General features: G+C 60.6%; 16 protein-coding genes and 1 other RNA gene. 5 read left to right on the top strand and 12 right to left on the bottom strand.

The window, feature by feature from the left end; all coding sequences use genetic code 11:
• Positions 1 to 158: 158 nt before the first annotated feature.
• The 12 genes from lapB to gyrA form a co-directional block, all read right to left on the bottom strand.
• On the bottom strand, positions 159 to 1,334 hold the full coding sequence (lapB, locus tag RTQ46_RS17585; protein WP_312438581.1) for a lipopolysaccharide assembly protein LapB: 1,176 nt from the start codon (positions 1,332 to 1,334) through the stop codon (positions 159 to 161).
• Between the two features lie 43 nt (positions 1,335 to 1,377).
• Complete coding sequence (locus RTQ46_RS17580) at positions 1,378 to 1,683, bottom strand: LapA family protein (protein ID WP_312438580.1); 306 nt, start codon at positions 1,681 to 1,683, stop codon at positions 1,378 to 1,380.
• Between the two features lie 133 nt (positions 1,684 to 1,816).
• Positions 1,817 to 2,122, bottom strand: a complete 306-nt coding sequence (locus RTQ46_RS17575) for an integration host factor subunit beta (protein WP_008446215.1) — start codon at positions 2,120 to 2,122, stop codon at positions 1,817 to 1,819.
• A gap of 18 nt (positions 2,123 to 2,140) precedes the next feature.
• Complete coding sequence (gene rpsA / locus RTQ46_RS17570) at positions 2,141 to 3,853, bottom strand: 30S ribosomal protein S1 (protein WP_071650172.1); 1,713 nt, start codon at positions 3,851 to 3,853, stop codon at positions 2,141 to 2,143.
• Positions 3,854 to 3,965: 112 nt separating this feature from the next.
• Entirely contained in the window at positions 3,966 to 4,634 is a 669-nt protein-coding gene (gene cmk, locus RTQ46_RS17565) for a (d)CMP kinase (protein ID WP_312438547.1), read from the bottom strand.
• 88 nt (positions 4,635 to 4,722) lie between these two features.
• Positions 4,723 to 6,084 (bottom strand): 3-phosphoshikimate 1-carboxyvinyltransferase, encoded by a 1,362-nt coding sequence (aroA, locus tag RTQ46_RS17560; RefSeq protein WP_312438545.1) that lies wholly within the window; start codon positions 6,082 to 6,084, stop codon positions 4,723 to 4,725.
• 20 nt (positions 6,085 to 6,104) lie between these two features.
• Positions 6,105 to 6,995 carry a prephenate dehydrogenase/arogenate dehydrogenase family protein gene (locus tag RTQ46_RS17555; RefSeq protein ID WP_312438543.1) on the bottom strand — a complete coding sequence of 297 codons (891 nt, stop codon included), beginning with the start codon at positions 6,993 to 6,995 and terminating at the stop codon, positions 6,105 to 6,107.
• A gap of 5 nt (positions 6,996 to 7,000) precedes the next feature.
• Positions 7,001 to 8,107 (bottom strand): histidinol-phosphate transaminase, encoded by a 1,107-nt coding sequence (gene hisC / locus RTQ46_RS17550; RefSeq protein WP_312438541.1) that lies wholly within the window; start codon positions 8,105 to 8,107, stop codon positions 7,001 to 7,003.
• A gap of 129 nt (positions 8,108 to 8,236) precedes the next feature.
• Entirely contained in the window at positions 8,237 to 9,307 is a 1,071-nt protein-coding gene (gene pheA / locus RTQ46_RS17545; RefSeq protein ID WP_312438539.1) for a prephenate dehydratase, read from the bottom strand.
• A gap of 78 nt (positions 9,308 to 9,385) precedes the next feature.
• The gene (serC, locus tag RTQ46_RS17540; RefSeq protein ID WP_312438537.1) at positions 9,386 to 10,492 is read right to left on the bottom strand and encodes a 3-phosphoserine/phosphohydroxythreonine transaminase; all 1,107 of its coding nucleotides are present in this window, start codon (positions 10,490 to 10,492) and stop codon (positions 9,386 to 9,388) included.
• A gap of 16 nt (positions 10,493 to 10,508) precedes the next feature.
• Positions 10,509 to 11,093, bottom strand: coding sequence for a DUF2059 domain-containing protein (locus tag RTQ46_RS17535; protein WP_312438535.1), 585 nt, complete (start codon positions 11,091 to 11,093; stop codon positions 10,509 to 10,511).
• 156 nt (positions 11,094 to 11,249) lie between these two features.
• Positions 11,250 to 13,946, bottom strand: coding sequence for a DNA gyrase subunit A (gyrA, locus tag RTQ46_RS17530; protein WP_312438533.1), 2,697 nt, complete (start codon positions 13,944 to 13,946; stop codon positions 11,250 to 11,252).
• Positions 13,947 to 14,543: 597 nt separating this feature from the next.
• Between gyrA and ompA the strand changes: the two genes are divergently transcribed.
• The 5 genes from ompA to RTQ46_RS17505 all read left to right on the top strand — a co-directional run bounded on the left by ompA (position 14,544) and on the right by RTQ46_RS17505 (position 18,805).
• Entirely contained in the window at positions 14,544 to 15,254 is a 711-nt protein-coding gene (gene ompA / locus RTQ46_RS17525; protein WP_312438532.1) for an outer membrane protein OmpA, read from the top strand.
• A 124-nt stretch (positions 15,255 to 15,378) separates the two neighbouring features.
• Positions 15,379 to 16,074 (top strand): bifunctional 2-polyprenyl-6-hydroxyphenol methylase/3-demethylubiquinol 3-O-methyltransferase UbiG, encoded by a 696-nt coding sequence (gene ubiG / locus RTQ46_RS17520; protein ID WP_312438530.1) that lies wholly within the window; start codon positions 15,379 to 15,381, stop codon positions 16,072 to 16,074.
• 73 nt (positions 16,075 to 16,147) lie between these two features.
• Complete coding sequence (locus RTQ46_RS17515) at positions 16,148 to 16,852, top strand: HAD-IA family hydrolase (protein WP_312438528.1); 705 nt, start codon at positions 16,148 to 16,150, stop codon at positions 16,850 to 16,852.
• 165 nt (positions 16,853 to 17,017) lie between these two features.
• Positions 17,018 to 17,378: a transfer-messenger RNA gene (gene ssrA / locus RTQ46_RS17510) on the top strand.
• 161 nt (positions 17,379 to 17,539) lie between these two features.
• Positions 17,540 to 18,805: a phage integrase central domain-containing protein gene (locus tag RTQ46_RS17505; protein WP_312438526.1), complete on the top strand. Its 1,266-nt coding sequence runs from the start codon at positions 17,540 to 17,542 to the stop codon at positions 18,803 to 18,805.
• Positions 18,806 to 18,881 lie beyond the last annotated feature (76 nt).

Genomic DNA, 18,881 nt, shown 5'->3' with positions numbered 1-18,881 from the left:
GGCAGGCGCCCGTCACGAGGCCGACATAGCCCGTGCCGATAATGGTGATTTTCATGGTTGTACCGTATGGATAATATAACTAACCGACCTGCAAGTGCTCAGCACAGGGTTCAGGGCGAGGCGCTGCAACGCAGCCATGGGCCCTGTGGTGGGCACGACTAGTTCATGACGTTCAATTCTTCTGTGCGTCGCGGTGGGTAGGTTTCCCACTTGTTGCAGCCCGGACAGTGCCAGTAGAACTGGCGCGCCTTGAAGCCGCAGTGGCTGCACTGGTAGCGGGCCAGCTTCTGCGTGTAGCCGTGCACCAGGTTTTTCACCATCGACAGTTCCGACCAGATGGCGGCCGGCGCGTCCATCATGCGCGCTTCGAGCAGCTTGTCCAGGCCCAGCAATGTAGGTGTGCGGCGCAGCTCGGCGCTTACCAGCTGTTTGGCGGCATCGACGCCATCGAGTTCGATCACGGCCTTGAACACCACTTCGATCAGGTCGATCGACGACGCTTCTTCCAGGTAGGAGCGCAGCAGGTTGATGCCTTCCTGCGGACGGCCAACTTTGGTGTAGCCATCCATCAGGCGCTGCGCGACCAGGGCCACGTGCGGCACGCTTTGCTGCTCGACGCGGCGCCAGGTCATGATCGCCTCTTCCACGTCGCCGCGCGCCAGCAGCACGTCGCCCGTCAGGATGGTGGCGCGCACGCTCTTGCGGTCGGTCTGCAGCGCTTTTTCCAGCAGCGGCATGGCTTCGTCCGGTTTCAGATGCACCAGCGCGTCATGCGCCAGTTCGCAATAGAACTGGGCGATTTCCTTCTGGCGCGCGCCGGCGCCCGATTCCTGCAGGCCCAGCGCCGCTTCGATGGCGCGCGGCCACTCCTTTTCGCGCTGGAAAATTTCCAGCAGCGCCCGGCGCGCCTGCACCGCATATTGCGTCTCGACCAGGCCATTGAAGGTTTCTTCGGCGCGGTCCAGCAAGCCCGCCTTCAGGTAATCCATGCCCAGTTCGTAGGCGGCATGCACCTGTTGCTCCTGCGGCAGGTCCGGGCGCGCCAGCAGGTTCTGGTGCACGCGGATGGCGCGCTCCGTCTCGCCGCGGCGGCGGAACAGATTGCCGAGTGCGAAGTGCATGTCGGCCGATTCGGGGTCCAGCTTGACGATTTCGATAAACGCGTCGATCGCCTTGTCGTGCTGTTCGGTGAGCAGGAAATTGAGGCCCTTGAAGTAATTGCGCGGCAGGCTGCGCGATTCCGACACCAGCTGATTGATGTCGACGCGCGCGGCTATCCAGCCCAGTGCGAAAAACACGGGAATGCCCAGGAGCCACCAGAGTTCAAAGTCCATGCGATATTTTTATTCGTAGAAGAGGAGAAAGAGGGTCACAGCGTTATGGCTGCGTGCCGACGCCATCGGGTTGCGGTTGCACATTGCTCGACACGCCCACGGCGTGCAGTGCGGCGATCGTGGTTTTCTGCCGGTTCGCTTCACGGCGGTGGCGGAACACGGTCGGCGTCAGGGCCAGTACGCCCAGGCTGGCGCCGGCGACAAAAAAGCCCAGCAGCATCAGGACCAGCGGGCCGCGGATTTCATAATTGAGGAAGACATGCAGGTCGACCACCTGCGCATTCTTCAGCGCAAAGCCGAAAAACAGGACGAAAAGAACACAGCCAACGATGGTGGAGATGATTTTCATCGATACGTCCAGACAGAGAAAAACGGCAATACAAAAGGTGTTCGTGCCACATGGCACAAAGCTTCGACATGATAGCAAAAAAAAAGCGGCATCCAGGGACGCCGCTCTTTATTTTCCGCCTTCCAGCAGACGATTAATCCTCGATGATCGGTTGTCCGACCATCGCGTCCACGCGCTCGCGCAACTGTTTGCCCGGCTTGAAGTGGGGTACCCGTTTTTCAGGCACCATCACCTTGTCGCCCGACTTCGGGTTGCGGCCGATGCGCGGTGGCCGGCTGTTCAGGGCAAAGCTGCCAAAACCGCGGATCTCGATGCGCTGACCGGTCGCCAGGGCGTTGGTCATCGCATCAAGAATGGTCTTGACGGCATACTCCGCATCTTTCGCCACCAGCTGAGAATAACGCTCAGCAAGGCGGTTGATCAGCTCGGATTTTGTCATCTGCCAGTATCCGCAGTCTTAGTTCTTGTTATCGAACTTGGCTTTCAACAAGGCGCCCAGGCTGGTGGTGCCCGAAGCTGCGTTGTTGTCGGTAGCTGCCATCTTCTGCATTGCTTCCTGGGTTTCAACGTTGTCTTTCGCTTTGATCGACAGTTGGATACCACGGGCTTTGCGGTCGATGTTCAGCACCATTGCTTCAACGGTGTCGCCGACTTTCAGGTGCGTACCAGCATCTTCAACGCGGTCGCGCGAGATTTCGGAAGCGCGCAGGTAGCCTTCAACTTCTTCGGACAGTTGGATCACGGCGCCTTTAGGCTCAACCGATTTAACGGTACCGGTTACCAGCGAGCCTTTGTCGTTCATGGCTGCGAAGTTGTTGAATGGGTCACCTTCCAGTTGCTTGACGCCCAGGGAAACGCGCTCGCGCTCAACGTCGATGGCCAGAACGATGGCTTCCAGTTCGTCACCTTTCTTGAAGCGACGCACGGCTTCTTCGCCGGTTTCGGTCCAGGACAGGTCGGACAGGTGCACCAGACCGTCGATGTTGCCGGCCAGGCCGATGAACACGCCGAAGTCGGTGATCGATTTGATCGCGCCGCGGACCTTGTCACCTTTTTTATGGGTAACACCGAAGTCGTCCCATGGGTTGGCTTTGCACTGTTTCATGCCCAGCGAAATACGACGACGCTCTTCGTCGATTTCCAGAACCATCACTTCTACTTCGTCGCCCAGTTGGACAACTTTGTTAGGAGCAACGTTTTTGTTCGTCCAGTCCATTTCGGAAACGTGTACCAGACCTTCGATACCTTGTTCCACTTCCACGAATGCGCCGTAGTCGGTCAGGTTCGTTACTTTACCGAACAGACGGGTGCTTTGTGGGTAACGACGGGACAGACCGGTCCAAGGATCGTCGCCCAGTTGTTTCACGCCCAGCGAAACACGGTTTTTCTCTTGATCGTATTTCAGGACTTTGGCGGTGATTTCCTGGCCAACCGTCAGCACTTCCGACGGGTGACGTACACGGCGCCATGCCAGGTCGGTGATGTGCAGCAGGCCATCGATACCGCCCAGATCCACGAACGCGCCGTAGTCGGTGATATTTTTGACGACGCCGGTCACGACCGTGCCTTCTTTCAGCGTTTCCATCAGTTTCTGACGCTCTTCGCCCATCGAAGCTTCGATGACGGCGCGACGCGACAGAACCACGTTGTTACGCTTGCGGTCCAGTTTGATGACCTTGAATTCGAGGGTCTTGCCTTCGAATGGGGTGGTATCTTTTACTGGGCGGGTGTCAACCAGCGAACCCGGCAGGAATGCGCGGATGCCGTTGGTCAGGACGGTCAGGCCGCCTTTGACTTTGCCATTGACGGTACCGACGACGATCTCGCCCGATTCCATCGCTTTTTCCAGAGCCAGCCACGAAGCCAGACGCTTGGCTTTATCGCGCGACAGGATGGTATCGCCGAAACCATTTTCCAGCGATTCGATCGCCACGGAAACGAAGTCACCAACTTTGACTTCCAGTTCGCCGTGGTCGTTCTTGAATTCTTCGACAGGGATGAATGCTTCGGATTTGAGGCCGGCGTTGACGATCACGAAATTGTGGTCGAGGCGCACGACTTCAGCGGAAATAACTTCGCCGGAGCGCATATCTTGACGCGACAACGATTCCTCGAAGAGCGCAGCAAAACTTTCCATACCGGTAGATTCGTTAGTTGTAACAGTAGACATAGGGTTCACACAAGTTAACCAGCAGAGATCGCACCATGCGACTTAAACTGGGTTAGGTTTTTGACACACCCGGACAGGCCAGGAGCCGTCAACGGGCACCACATAGCTGACGCTATTTTGTTGCTGCTGCATGCCATTTCAACACGGTTTCGACAGCTTCATCAGCCGTCATTGCCGAGGTATCGAGGACATGCGCCCCTTCCGCAGGGACCAGCGGCGCAATCGCACGGTGAGTATCACGTTCGTCCCGCGCCTGCAAATCCATCAGAAGGTCTTCCATAGTAGCAGAAAAACCCTTGTCTATCAATTGCTTGTAGCGCCGTTGCGCGCGCGCCTCGACGCTGGCTGTCAGAAACACCTTCAGCGTGGCGTGCGGAAAGATCACCGTGCCCATGTCGCGCCCGTCGGCCACCAGGCCGGGCGTCTTGCGAAACCCCAGCTGCAGGCCGACCAGCGCATGGCGCACGGTGGGCAGGACGGCAATCTTCGACGCCGTATTGCCGACCTCTTCCGCGCGGATCTGCTCGGTGACGTTTTCATGCGCCAGCAGGATCTCGCCATTGGCAAAGTGGCAAGGCAGGTGTTCCGCCAGCTTGGCCAGCGCGTGTTCGTCGCGCAGGTCGGTGCCACGGCGCAAGGCGGAGAGCGCCGTCAGGCGGTACAGCGCGCCCGAGTCCAGGTAATGAAAGCCGAGCTTGTCGGCCACGCGGTGCGCCACCGTGCCCTTGCCGGAAGCGGTGGGGCCGTCGATGGTAATGACTGGGATGTGGGTAGTGGACATGGTTTTGTCAGTAAAAAAACTGAACCCCAAACCGGAGCCGGGGTCAGACCCTCAGGGTCTGACCCCAGATTTCGTTTGGGGTTACTGGTTAAATCAAAGTGTCCTTCGCAATCCCCGCAAACGCGGCGAAATACTCGGGGAAGGTCTTGGCCACGCATTTCGGGTCGTTGATGCGCATCTCGTTGCCGCGGCGCGCGGCGCCGTCCAGCGAGGCCAGCGAAAAGCACATCGCCATGCGGTGGTCGTCATAGGTGTCGATGGTGGCGGCCGAAATCTCGGCCGGCGGCGTCACGCGCAGGTAGTCCGCGCCCTCTTCCACTTCGGCGCCCAGCTTGCGCAATTCGGTCGCCATCGCCGACAGGCGGTCGGTTTCCTTGACGCGCCAGCTGGCGATATTGCGCAGCGTGCTGGTGCCATCCGCATACAGCGCCGCCACCGCGATCGTCATGGCCGCGTCGGGAATATGGTTGAAATCCATGTCCACCGCTTTCAAGGCGCCGTTCGAACGCGCCTCGATCCAGTTTTCGCCCATCGTGATCGTCGCGCCCATCTGCTGCAGCGCTTCGACGAAACGCACGTCACCCTGGATGCTGTCGCGTCCCACGCCTTCGACGCGCACCGGGCCGCCACCGATGGCGCCGGCTGCCAGGAAATACGAGGCCGACGAGGCGTCGCCTTCGACATGGATGGTGCCCGGGCTTTGATAGTGCTGGCCCGGCTGCACCGTAAACGACTGCCAGCCGTCATGCTCGACCGTCACGCCGAAGCGCTGCATCAGGTTCAGCGTGATTTCGATATACGGTTTCGAGATCAGTTCGCCGGTGACATCGATGGTCACCGCATGGTCGCGCGCCATCAGCGGCGCCACCATCAGCAGGGCCGTCAAAAACTGGCTCGACACATTGCCGCGCACGGCGATGCGCTGCGCATGGATATGGCCGCGACGGATGCGCAGCGGCGGAAAGCCGTGCTCGCCCGTGTATTCGATCTGCGTGCCGACCGCGTTCAGCGCGTCGACCAGGTCGCCGATCGGACGCTCGTGCATGCGCGACACGCCGTGCAGCGTGTAGTCGCCGCCGATCACGGCCAGCGCCGCCGTCAGCGGACGAATCGCCGTGCCGGCGTTGCCCATGAACAGATCTGCTTCATGGTTCGGGAACACGCCGCCGCAGCCTTCCACATGGTGCACCTGGTGCAGGCTGGCCGCGTCCGCGTTCAGGTCGAATTCTTCCTGCGTCCATTTCACGCCCAGCGAGGTCAAGGCGGTCAGCATGACAAAGGTGTCGTCGGAGGCCAGCAGGTCGACGATCTTGGTCGTCCCTTTGGCCAGCGCGGCCAGCAGCAGCACGCGGTTCGAGATGCTTTTCGAGCCGGGCAGGCGCACCGTGCCTTCGGTATGGATCACCGGCTTCAGGTCGATATGGTGGGGGTAGTGCTTGGTCTGGGTCATGCGAAATCCTTCGAAAATTTTTATTTGGGCGCCGGCGCTTCCGCCGTTTCAATCGCCTCGATCCATTGCTGGCGCGCGTGCTGGGCGTTCGCGTACACGTTCTCGATCGCCGCGCCATCGTGGGCCGCCAGGTGCGTGCGCAAGGCGCTCAGCTGCGCCAGGTAGGCATCGAGTTCGGCCAGCAGCGCCGGCTGGTTGGCCAGGCTGATGTCGCGCCACATTTCGGGCGACGAGCCGGCAATGCGCGTGAAGTCGCGAAAACCGCTGGCCGCGTACTGGAACAGCAAACCGGCGTGCGGCTTGTTGGCGATATCGTCGACCAGCGCAAACGCCAGCAGATGCGGCAGATGGCTGACGGCGGCAAATACCTTGTCGTGCTCTTCGCAGCTCAACGTATGCAGGATGGCACCGCAGGCGCGCCAGGCGGCAGCCACTTTTTCCACGTCGGCGGCAGCGTTTTCCGCCAGCGGCGTCAGCACCACTTTCTTGCCCTGGTACAGATCGATAATGGCTGCGTCCGGCCCGTTGGTCTCGCGGCCCGCGATCGGATGGCCGGGCACGAACTGCGACACTTTCTCTTTCAGTGCCGCGCGCGCGGCCGCCACCACATCGGACTTGGTGCTGCCCGCGTCGGTGACGATGGTTCCCGGCTGCAGATGCGGCGCAATCGCCGCCAGGATGGCGCCGGTCTGCGCCACGGGCGCGGCCAGCAGCACCAGGTCGGCGCCGTTCAGGGCTTCAGCCATGTCGCCGCCGATCTCATCGATAATGCCCAGCTCCAGTGCGCGCGCCATCGACGCCGGCGAGCGGCCCATGCCGACCACGGTGTTGACCGCGCCCGCATGCTTCAGGGCGCGCGCGAACGAGCCGCCGATCAGGCCCACGCCAAAGATGACAACCTTGTTCAGCATACGATTCAAGCCAGCGCTTTCGTCAGCGCGGCGATAAAGATGGCGTTTTCCTGCGGCAGGCCGATGGAAATGCGCAGCCATTGCGGCAAGCCATAGCTGCCGACCGGACGCACGATCACGCCCTGCTTCAGCAGTGCCAGGTTGACGCGCGCGCCCGCCTCGTCGTCGTCGCCCACTTTGACCAGCACGAAGTTGCCGTGCGACGGCACGTATTCCAGGCCCAAGGCATCAAACGCTTCGGTGAACTGCTGGTAGCCGGCCGCGTTGTTGCGCGCGCTTTTCTCCAGGAATTCCTTGTCGTTCAGCGCGGCGATGGCGGCCGCTTGCGCCATCGAGTTCACATTGAACGGCTGGCGAATGCGGTTCATCAGGTCCGTCAGCACCGGCTGGGCAATCGCAAAACCCACGCGCAGGCCGGCCAGGCCATAGGCCTTGGACAAGGTGCGCGACACCACCAGGTTAGCATACTGGCGCACCCACTCGGTCGACTCGTACTGGTCGTCGGCCGACAGGAATTCGTTATAGGCTTCGTCCAGCACCACCACCACGTGCTGCGGCACTTTCCGCAGGAACGCTTCGATCTGCGCGGCCGACAGAAAGGTGCCGGTCGGGTTGTTCGGATTGGCGATAAACAGCAGGCGCGTGTCGTCGGTAATGGCCGCGGCCATCGCATCGAGGTCATGGCCATAGGCCTGCGCCGGCACCACGATATGGCGCGCGCCCAGGCCTTGCGTGGCCAGCGCGTAGACGGCAAACGAATACTGCGAATACACGACGGCCTGGCCATGCTGCACGAACGCGTGCGCGGCGATTTCCAGGATATCGTTGCTGCCGTTGCCCAGCGTGATCCAGTCGGCCGGCACGTCATAGCGCTGCGACAGCACGGCTTTCAGGTCGAAACCGTTGGCGTCCGGGTAGCGGCCCAGGTCGTCGATGGCGGCGATCATCGCCTGCTTGGCCGACTCCGGCATGCCGTACGGGTTTTCATTCGAGGCCAGCTTGACGATGGCCGCTTCGTCGAGACCGAATTCACGCGCAACTTCCGCGATCGGTTTGCCGCTCTGGTAAGGAGCGATGGCGCGGACGTATTCAGGACCGATATTTTTAGACATGGTGTGCTTTAAAAGTTGGTAATAGATTAGGCTGGCTGTTGTTGGGTTACGCTTCGCTAACCCAACCTGCGGAATACAGATATCGCGCAGGTCGGATTAGCGCAGCGTAATCCGACACCACCGTTGGCGTCACAAGCTGACCGGATACGACCCCAGCACCTTGAAGAACGCCGCATTGCCCTGCAGTTCGGCCAGCGCCTGCGCCACGGACGGGTTGTGCACATGGCCTTCCACGTCGACATAGAAATAATACTCCCAGCTGCCCATGCGCGCCGGGCGCGACTCGAAGCGGGTCATCGACACGCCGTGTTTCGCCAGCGGCGCCAGCAGCTGGTACACGGCGCCGGCCTTGTTCGGCACGGCCAGCACCAGCGACGTCTGGTCCTTGCCCGACGGTGCCGTCTGCAGGGTGCCGATCACGGCAAAACGGGTACGGTTGTGCGGGTCGTCCTGGATATGGCCCTTGACCACGCCCAGCTTGTACTGGGCGCCGGCCAGTTCGCTGGCGATCGCCGCCACCGTGCCGTCTTCGCCGGCCAGACGCGCCGCTTCCGCGTTCGAGGCCACGGCGTGGCGCGCGATATGCGGGTAGTGCTGGTTCAGCCATACCTGGCACTGCGCCAGCGCCTGCGAGTGGGCGCAGATCGACGTCACGCCGTCCATATTGCCGCTTTTGGTCATCAGGCTGTGGTGCACGGCAATCGCCACCTCGCCGCTGATGACGAGGCTGGTCTGCAGCATCATGTCGAGCGTGCGGTTGACGGCGCCTTCCGAGGAATTTTCGATCGGCACCACGCCGAAGTCCGCCGTACCCGCTTCGGCCGAGCGGAACACTTCATCGATGGACGCGCACGGCAGGCCTTCGACGGCGCTACCGAACTGCTGGTACACGGCCTGCTCGCTGAAGGTGCCGGCCGGACCCAGATAGGCCACCGTCACGCGCTTTTCCAGCGAGCGGCAGGACGACATGATTTCGCGGAAGATGGTCTGCACTTCGCGGTCGCCCATCGGGCCAGGATTGCGCTCGGCCACGCCGCGCAGCACCTGCGCTTCGCGCTCGGGGCGGAACACGGGCGCCTGCGTTTCGGCTTTCACGTGGCCCACTTCCTGCGCGATCAGCGCGCGGCGATTCAGCAGGTCGAGGATTTGCGCGTCGATCGCATCGATCTGTTCGCGCAAGGGTTTCAGTTTATCTGTCATGGTGTTGTTTCGTCAGCTGTACTTCAATCATAGCCGCACGGCCTGCGCCGGCGACGGCCGGCGCTCGTCGATGCGACTTCAGCGTCCGGCAAACTCGTTCAGATATGTTACTAGCGCCTGCACGCCCTCGATCGGCATCGCGTTATAGATCGATGCGCGCATGCCGCCGACGGACTTGTGGCCCTTCAGCTGCAGCAGGCCGCGCTGTTTCGCGCCGGCCAGGAAGGCGTCGTTCAGGCTTTCGTCGCGCAGATAGAACGGGATCGTCATGCGCGAACGGTATGGTGGTGCGACACGGTTCTGGTAGAAGTCGTCCGCGTCCAGCGCCGCGTATAGCAGCGCCGCTTTCTCGATATTACGCTGTTCCATGGCTGCCACGCCACCCTGCTTTTTCAGCCACTGGAAAACCAGGCCGGCGATATAGATGCCGTAGGTGGGCGGCGTGTTGTACATCGACTCATGCTCGGCCACATTGGCCAGGTCAAACGCCGACGGGCAGATGTCCAGGGCCTTGCCCAGCAGGTCTTCGCGCACGATCACCACCGTCAGGCCGGCCGGGCCGATATTTTTCTGCGCGCCGCCGAAGATCACGCCGTACTGCGACACGTCGACCACGCGCGACAATATGTGCGACGACATGTCGGCCACGATGGTGGTGCCGGCGGGTACCTGCGGCGCCTGCTGGAACTCGACGCCGTCGATGGTCTCGTTGGTGCAGATATGCAGGTAGGCGGCGCCCGGCGTCAGCTTCCATTCGGCCACCGGCGGCACGCCCGTGAAACCGGCTGCCTGCGAGGAGGCCGCCACGTTGACGTTGGCGTATTTGGCCGCTTCCTTGATGGATTTCCCCGACCACGAACCCGTGTGCACGAAGTCGATGGTGGCCGGTTGCGTTGCCGCCAGCCCCACCAGGTTCATCGGGATAATCGCGTTCTGGCCCAGGCCACCGCCCTGCAAAAACAATATCTTGTAGTTGGCGGGCACGGCCAGCAGTTCGCGCAGGTCCGCTTCGGCCTGCTTGTAGATGGAAATGAATTCGGGACCGCGGTGGCTCATTTCCATCACCGACATGCCGCTGCCATGCCAGTCCAGCATCTCGGCGGCGGCCTGTGCCAGCACTTCCCTGGGCAAGACGGCGGGGCCGGCGGAGAAGTTATAAATCGGGTTGACAACAGGATCGATCACGATACATTCCTCATGGTTATTGCGGCGGCTGCGTGGCCGCCCGCAGGACTTGTTCCAGCACGGCGTTGACGCGGGGAATGAGCACGCGCTGGCTGATCGCCATCGATTCGGCCGACAGCTGCGGCATGGTGGCCAGCATCTTGCGGCCCAGCGGCGTCTGGTAGAACGCCGTCAGTTGCTCGATTTCCTGCACCGTGTAATAGCGTGCGTACAGGGGCACCATTTCGGCGCCCAGTTCGTCGATCAGGCTCTGGTCGGCCAGCACCTGGGTCAGGGTGGCCACGGCCAGCGGTATCTCCTCTTCCGCATTGGCCAGCGCGCGCGCCTTGCGCTCCTCGGTCAGGTTGGCGTTGCCGCTGATGTTCTGCACGGCCGCCTGGCGCATCATGGCCGGCACCGATTGCAGCATCTGGTCGAAAATCTGCCGCGTCAGCGCGGGGAACTGCATGGCGTCGAGCATGCGGCGCACGGCCACCTTCATGGCGGGGCTTGGAGCGGCCTGGCGCGCCGGCGCCGCCTGCGCGTTCTGCGCCTGGGCCGGCAGGGTGGCCAGGAAAGCCAGCGAAAAGGCGGCGAAGAAGGTGGCGACGATTTTTCTCATGGTGTGCGGAATCTTGAATGACTGATAAAAAGGCCTGTGGCCTGCACGCTTTGTCGGGTTACGCCCTTTGGGCGAACCCGACCTACTGTCATGGTGCCGGGGCGGCAAAAAGCGGCGCCCATAGCAATTGGGGCTCCCGAAAGAGCCCCAATCATCTTACTCCGGCTGCGCCGGGTCGGTTCCGTCGTCGGCTGCAGGATCGGCAGAATCGGCAGGCTCGGCCGCCGCAGGAGCCGCAGCGGCCTCCGTCGTCAGCTCGACTTCGTCGATATCGGTTTCGACCACGCGCTGCAGGCCGGACAGCTTGGTGCCGTCTTCGACTGCGATCAGGGTCACGCCTTGCGTGGCGCGGCCCATTTCGCGGATCTCGGACACGCGGGTGCGGATCAAGACACCACCGGTGGTGATCAGCATGATTTCATCGGTCGTGTTGACCAGCGTGGCGGCAACCACGCGGCCATTGCGCTCGCTGGTCTGGATCGCGATCATGCCTTTCGTGCCACGGCCATGGCGCGTGTATTCCGTGATCGGCGTGCGCTTGCCGTAGCCGTTTTCGGTCGCCGTCAGCACCGACTGCTGCTCGTTCTCGGCCACCAGCAGCGCGATCACGTGCTGGCCTTCTTCCAGGTTCATGCCGCGCACGCCGCGCGCCGTGCGGCCCATCGGACGCACATCGTTTTCGTCGAAGCGCACTGCCTTGCCCGAGTCCGAGAACAGCATCACGTCGTGCTTGCCGTCGGTCAGCGCCGCACCGATCAGGAAGTCGCCATCGTCCAGGTCGACCGCGATGATGCCGGCCTTGCGTGGATTGCTGAAGTCCCTCAACGGCGTTTTCTTGACCGTGCCCAGGCTGGTCGACATGAACACATAATGGTCTTCCGGGAAGGTGCGGTTCTCGCCCGACAGCGGCAGGATCACGGTGATCTTCTCGTTGTCCTGCAGCGGGAACATGTTGACGATCGGTTTGCCGCGCGAATTGCGCGAGCCTTGCGGCACTTCCCATACCTTCAGCCAGTACATGCGGCCGCGGTCCGAGAAGCACAGGATGTAGTCGTGCGTGTTGGCAATGAACAGCTGGTCGATCCAGTCTTCCTCTTTGGTTGCCATCGCCTGCTTGCCGCGTCCGCCGCGCTTCTGCGCGCGGTATTCGGAAATCGGCTGCGCTTTCATGTAGCCGGTGTGCGACAACGTCACCACCATGTCCTGCGGCGTGATCAGGTCTTCGGTTTCCAGGTCGGTCGCGTTCAGTTCGATCTGCGAGCGGCGCACGTCCTTCTTGCCGGCGCCGTATTCGTTCATCGCCAGCGTCATTTCGTCGGTGATGATGACGGTCACGCGTTCCGGTTTGGCCAGGATGTCGAGCAGGTCAGCGATATGTTCCATCACTTCCTTGTACTCGTTGACGATCTTGTCCTGTTCCAGGCCGGTCAGGCGCTGCAAACGCATCTGCAGAATTTCCTGCGCCTGGTCGTCCGACAGCTTGTACAGGCCGTCGGCCTGCATGCCGTAGTGCTTCGGCAGGTTTTCCGGACGATACGCATCCACGCCGCCCGGCGTATTGCCGTCGCCGGTGCGCGCCAGCATCTCGCGTACCACGGACGAATCCCATGGACGCGCCATCAGCTCGACCTTGGCGATCGGCGGCGTCGGCGCGGCTTTGATGATGGCGATGAAGTCATCGATATTGGCCAGCGCGACGGCCAGGCCTTCCAAAACGTGGCCGCGTTCGCGCGCCTTGCGCAGTTCGAACACGGTGCGGCGCGTAACCACTTCGCGGCGGTGCGACAGGAAGCATTGCAGCATCTGCTTGAGGTTCAGCAGCTTCGGCTGGCCATCGACCAGCGCCACCATGTTCATGCCGAAGGTGTCCTGCAACTGGGTCTGCTTGTACAGATTGTTCAGCACCACTTCCGGCACTTCGCCGCGCTTCAGTTCGATCACCACGCGCATGCCCGACTTGTCGGACTCGTCGCGGATGTCGGAAATGCCTTCGAGCTTCTTGTCGCGCACGTTTTCGGCGATGCGTTCGAGCAGGGATTTCTTGTTGACCTGGAATGGCAGTTCGTCGACGATGATCGCGATGCGCCCGCCGTCCTTGCCGTATTCCTCGAAGTGGGTCTTGGCGCGCATCACCACGCGGCCGCGGCCGGTGCGGTAGCCATCGCGCACGCCCGAGACGCCATAGATGATGCCGGCGGTCGGGAAGTCCGGCGCCGGGATCAGTTCGATCAGTTCGTCGATCGTGCATTCCGGGTTGCGCAGCACATGCAGCGCGCCGTGGATCACTTCGGTAATATTGTGTGGCGGAATGTTTGTCGCCATGCCGACCGCGATACCGGACGAGCCGTTGATCAGCAGGTTCGGGATCTTGGTTGGCAGGACCGACGGTTCCTTTTCCTTGCCATCGTAGTTGGGCACGAAGTCGACGGTATCCTTGTCGATATCGGCCAGCAACTCGCCGGCGATCTTGTCCAGGCGGCACTCGGTGTAGCGCATGGCCGCAGCGGCGTCGCCGTCGACGGAGCCGAAGTTGCCCTGGCCATCGACCAGCGTGTAGCGCAGCGAAAAGTCCTGCGCCATGCGCACCAGCGTGTCGTAGATCGACGCGTCGCCGTGCGGGTGGTATTTACCCATGGTATCGCCGACCACGCGAGCGCACTTGACGTAAGGGCGGTTCCACACGTAGTTCGATTCATGCATCGCGAACAGGACACGGCGGTGTACCGGCTTCAGGCCGTCGCGCGCATCAGGCAAGGCGCGACCGACGATCACGCTCATGGCGTAATCGAGGTAGCTCTTGCGCATCTCTTCTTCGAGGGAAATAGGAATTGTTTCTTTTGCGAATTGATCCATTGGCGGTTCGACTGATCTCAGGCTGTGGTTAACTTATCTGTTACGCAATGTATGACGCAATACTGCATATCCTGTGCGGCTGTCGTCATGGAGTGGCTGGCAAAAGGGGCAGGACGGTTGCAAGAGTGCAGTTCCGCCATGGGCTTTTTGCCGGGCACGCCCAACAGTCAAGCGCACGATTTTAGCATGCGCGCCCCGCCACAAGTACAAATTGCCCGTCTGGCAGGGAAATCCCGCAGTGCAGCTGGCCATGGCCGGACGCACCGCCAACGTGCATGACTGCCTGACAATAGTGCATATTGGCAACGCTGCTTCAAGCCATCTGCCCGTAAAACAGGCAAAAAAAGCAACTACTTGTCACAGGCGCGTCATAATTGGGCATTTTCGTTGCGTAACTACAACATGCAGTCTAAAATCGCGGAAGCTTTGATTTGCCCACGGTCGTGCGCTACGGATGCGTGTGGCAAAATGAAGCAGAAGTTAATTGCTAGTTTCGCAATCTGAACGAGCGTTGTGGTCTACATGATAAAATCCCGGCACGTAAGACCAGTAGCGCCGTGTTGTTCTGCGGATATCACCCCCCGAAAGGAAAAAAGAATGAATAAATTTGTAACGCTGTTTTTCGCTGCATCCGCAGTGATTGCTGGCTCGGCTTCGGCTCAAACCCCAACCTCGCCACCATTCGCGCCAGTGACCACCGACATCAAAGCACCAACGCCAAAGAGCGCCTATGTGCAAGATGCCCGCGGCGTAATCGTGCGTGACCCATTCGGTCTGTGCTGGCGTACCGGCTACTGGACACCTGCTGACGCAGTGCCAGGTTGCGACGTGCCACTGTGCGTAGAGCCAGAAACCCTGCAAGACGGCAAGTGCGTGGCACCTCCTCCGCCACCAGCACCAGCGCCTGCTCCAGCACCAGCGCCAGTCGTTGTGCCAGTACCAGCAGCACCTACCTCGGAAAAAGTCAGCTTCGCCGCTGATGCCTTCTTCGACTTCGACAAGGCCACGCTGAAACCAGAAGGCAAATCGAAACTGGATCAGTTGACCACCCAACTGGGCGGCATCAACCTGGAAGTCATCATCGCTGTGGGTCATACCGACTCCGTCGGCACCGATGCCTACAACCAGAAACTGTCGGTACGTCGTGCTGATGCTGTCAAAGCCTACCTGGTTTCCAAAGGCGTTGAAAGCAACCGCGTGTACACCGAAGGCAAAGGCGAGAAACAGCCAGTTGCTGACAACAAAACTGCCGAAGGCCGTGCGAAAAACCGTCGCGTGGAAATCGAAGTTGTTGGTACCCGCAAGTAATTAATCTGCCGGCTGCGCCTGATCTGTTCATCAGATCAAGCGCAATCGATAAAAACCCCGCTACGGCGGGGTTTTTTTTCGTCCGTGGCTGCCTGTTTTGAAAATTGCCGCTATCATTCCATCCATGAACGCCGACCCTCTAGAAATCCAAAAATTCAGTGAGCTGGCCCACCGCTGGTGGGACCCCACTTCCGAGTTTCGTCCCCTGCACGAAATTAACCCCCTGCGCCTGGAATGGATCAACGCGAAAGTGCCGCTGGCCGGCAAGCGCGTGATCGACATCGGCTGCGGTGGCGGCATCCTGGCCGAATCGATGGCCCGCAAGGGCGCCAGCGTGACGGGCATCGACCTGTCCGAAAAAGCCCTGAAAGTGGCCGACCTGCACAGCCTGGAGTCCGGCGTGAACGTGCGCTACAAGCTGATCGCCGCCGAAACCATGGCCGCCGAAGAAGCGGGCCAGTACGACGTGGTCACCTGCATGGAAATGCTGGAACATGTGCCGGACCCGGCTGCCATCGTCAAGGCCTGCGCCACCCTGGTCAAACCGGGCGGCCATATCTTCCTGTCGACCCTGAACCGCAACCCGAAAGCGTATCTGTTCGCCATCCTGGGCGCGGAATACGTGCTGCGCCTGCTGCCGAAAGGCACGCACGACTACGACAAATTCATCACCCCGGCCGAACTGTCGCAATTCCTGCGCAGCGCCGGCCTGGACCTGAACAGCATGCGCGGCATGGGCTACAATCCGCTGACCAAGATCTACTCGCTGAACAACGACACCAGCGTCAACTATCTGGTGGCCTGCACCCGGCCTTTGTAAACAAATAGCCACACAAAAGGCGGCTGCGGCCGCCATTTTTCTTTTTTACTCACTTTTACTGTCCAGGCCCGCCATGACCACCGACCACCTGCCCGCCCCGCGCGCCATCCTGTTCGACCTCGACGGCACCCTGGCCGACACCGCCCCCGACCTGGCAGCTGCCATCAACCTGATGCGCGCGCGCGCCGGACTGGCGCCGACGCCGTACGAAGTGCTGCGCCCCACGGCATCGGCCGGCGCGCGCGGCATGATCGGCGCCTCGTACGGCATCGCCCCGGGCGAAAGCGGCTACGAGCCCCTGAAAACGGGTTTTCTCGACAACTACGAAGCGGCGCTGGCAGTGGAAAGCCGTCTCTTCGACGGCATCCCCGACCTGCTCGACGGCCTGACCGCACTCGGCTTGCCGTGGGGCGTGGTCACCAACAAGGCGGCCCGCTTCACCGACCCGCTGGTCGGCCAGATTGGGCTTGGCGCCGCCGGCTGCGTAATCTCCGGCGACACCATGCCGCACCCGAAACCCCACCCCGCCCCCCTGCTGGAGGCGGCCCGCCGCCTGAATCTGGCCCCGGAAACCTGCTGGTACGTCGGCGACGACCTGCGCGACATCCAGGCCGGCCGCGCCGCCGGCATGCGCACCATCGCCTGCGCCTGGGGCTACTGCGGCCCGGTCGAGCCGCTGGCATGGAATGCGGATTACCTGCTGGAGACACCGGCGGCGTTGCTGGAACTGGTCAGCGAGGTGGTGCTGGCGGAGCGGGAAAGGCAGCTGGCGGCTTGATAGCTTGCAGGCCACAAGTGAGTTTGCGGCTCGCAGCAGAGGCTCGAGGTCAGACCCCGGCAGTTGCTGTTGGGCTAAAGGTTATGCCTCCACGGCTACGAAGCGTTCATTACGACGAATGCATCATGCACGAGTATGAAGTTTGCGCTACAATGAAGGTTCTGTGGGGACGACCTGGTTTCGACGTGGGTTGCAAAGCAGCGCAGGGCATACCGAGGGCTGGTTACCTCGTAAATACACCCAGAAAAAACTTAACTGCAAACGATAACTCGTACGCACTGGCAGCTTAATCGCTGTTAGCTCTAGAACACCTCGTCCCTGGGGTGGGCCGTCAAAAGCTCTAGAGTCATTTACAGGGACTCGTCGTATGCTGGGTTACTTAGCGTCCGACTAAATAATAGGTAACTCGCTTGCCCATAACGTGCACATCCGTGCTGGCTGAGTTAAATTAAATGATAGTGCTAAGTATGTAGAACTGTCTGTAGAGTGCTTGCGGACGCGGGTTCGATTCCCGCCGTCTCCACCACCTAATTGTACAAAGCCTTCCAACGCCGTCCAAGTGACGGCGTTTTTTATTGCTTCTCCTCTTAGCACCTGTCCATAACTGTCTTGCCAAATCCGCTGCCATCCAGCAATAATGGGGGTATCGAAGGGGGTATTCCTTCAAATTGAACTTGGAGAGAAGCTATGGCTGGGGGTATCGGAAGTGGGAAGCTGACGGACAAGGCTGTCAAGGCGTTTGTCGCGAAGGCCGAGAGTGGCAAGAAGCTGGCTGACGGTGGTGGGTTGCACCTGTTCGTCACACCTGCGGGTGGCACGACCTGGCGTATTAAATACCGCTTGGACGGAAAAGAGAAAATCTATTCCATCGGGCCCTACCCGCTCATTACCCTTGCTGCCGCGCGCGTTGAACTGATCGATGTCAAAGGGTTACTCCTTGAAGGCAAAGATCCTGTGAGCAATCGCCGAGTCAACCGCGCCGCGCACGCGGCCACTACCGACAATACATTTCAAGTGGTTGCCGAAGAGTGGCTGACGATGAAAAAGAAGGAGTGGAGCCTCGGTCATCACACAAAGTCGGCACGTGCATTCGAGCGTGACATCTACCCCGCCCTCGGCAGGCTCCCCATCGCCAGCATCACGCCTGCAATGGTCGCAACTGCTATCCAGAACATTCATAAACGAGATGTACTGGAAACCGCCACCCGCGTCCTCCAACACCTTAACGGCGTTTTCCGCTACTCCCAGGCAAAAGGGCTTTGTCGCGATAACCCAGCAGCGCCAGCACGCGAAGTACTTCCACGCAAGAAAGACAGCGGACGTATGCCCGCACTACTGGACTACGTAGCCTTGGGCGACGTATTACGTCGGGCGCAAATGGCCCGCCTCTCTCATTCCGTCCATTTAGCGCACCGCCTCTGCGCATTCACCGCCTCACGCATTGGTAACGTCGTCAATGCTGAATGGGCGGAATTTCAGCTTGAAGGCGAGCAGCCAGTCTGGACTATTCCAAGGGAAAAAATGAAAGTCACCAACCGCGACATTGACCATCGGGTCCCTCTCTGCCCAGAGATTACAGAGGAACTACGTCGCTGGCAGGCAATGATTGGCAAAAAGGGTTACGTCTTCCCATCTCCCGCCGGTGGCAAGCACATTGGCAGGGAGTCGATTGAGAAGGTATATCGCGTAACACTAAATCTGTCTGGCAAACACTCACCTCATGGCTGGCGGAGCGCCTTTTCGACCCTCGCCCGCGATCACGGCTTTGAGCGAGATGTAGTGGAACTCGCCTTGGATCACGCACATGACAATGAAGTGGCACGAGCCTATGACCGTGGTGAACGATTCGTTCAACGTGTGGAATTATACAAATGGTGGGGCAATCAACTTGCCAACGCTCAAAGGGGTGCAGAAATTCTGCCGCTGAATAAGAATGAAAAGGCAGCAGCTTAATTTCTAATAATTCAACTTTATATGGCAGTGTCCGCTTTCAAATTCTGAACATGCCAGATGAGCTGCAATCAACAAC

The organism is Janthinobacterium sp. (genome assembly GCF_031995485.1).
Taxonomy (GTDB): Bacteria; Pseudomonadota; Gammaproteobacteria; order Burkholderiales; family Burkholderiaceae_D; genus Janthinobacterium.
This window is presented reverse-complemented; position numbering and strand designations above follow the sequence as displayed.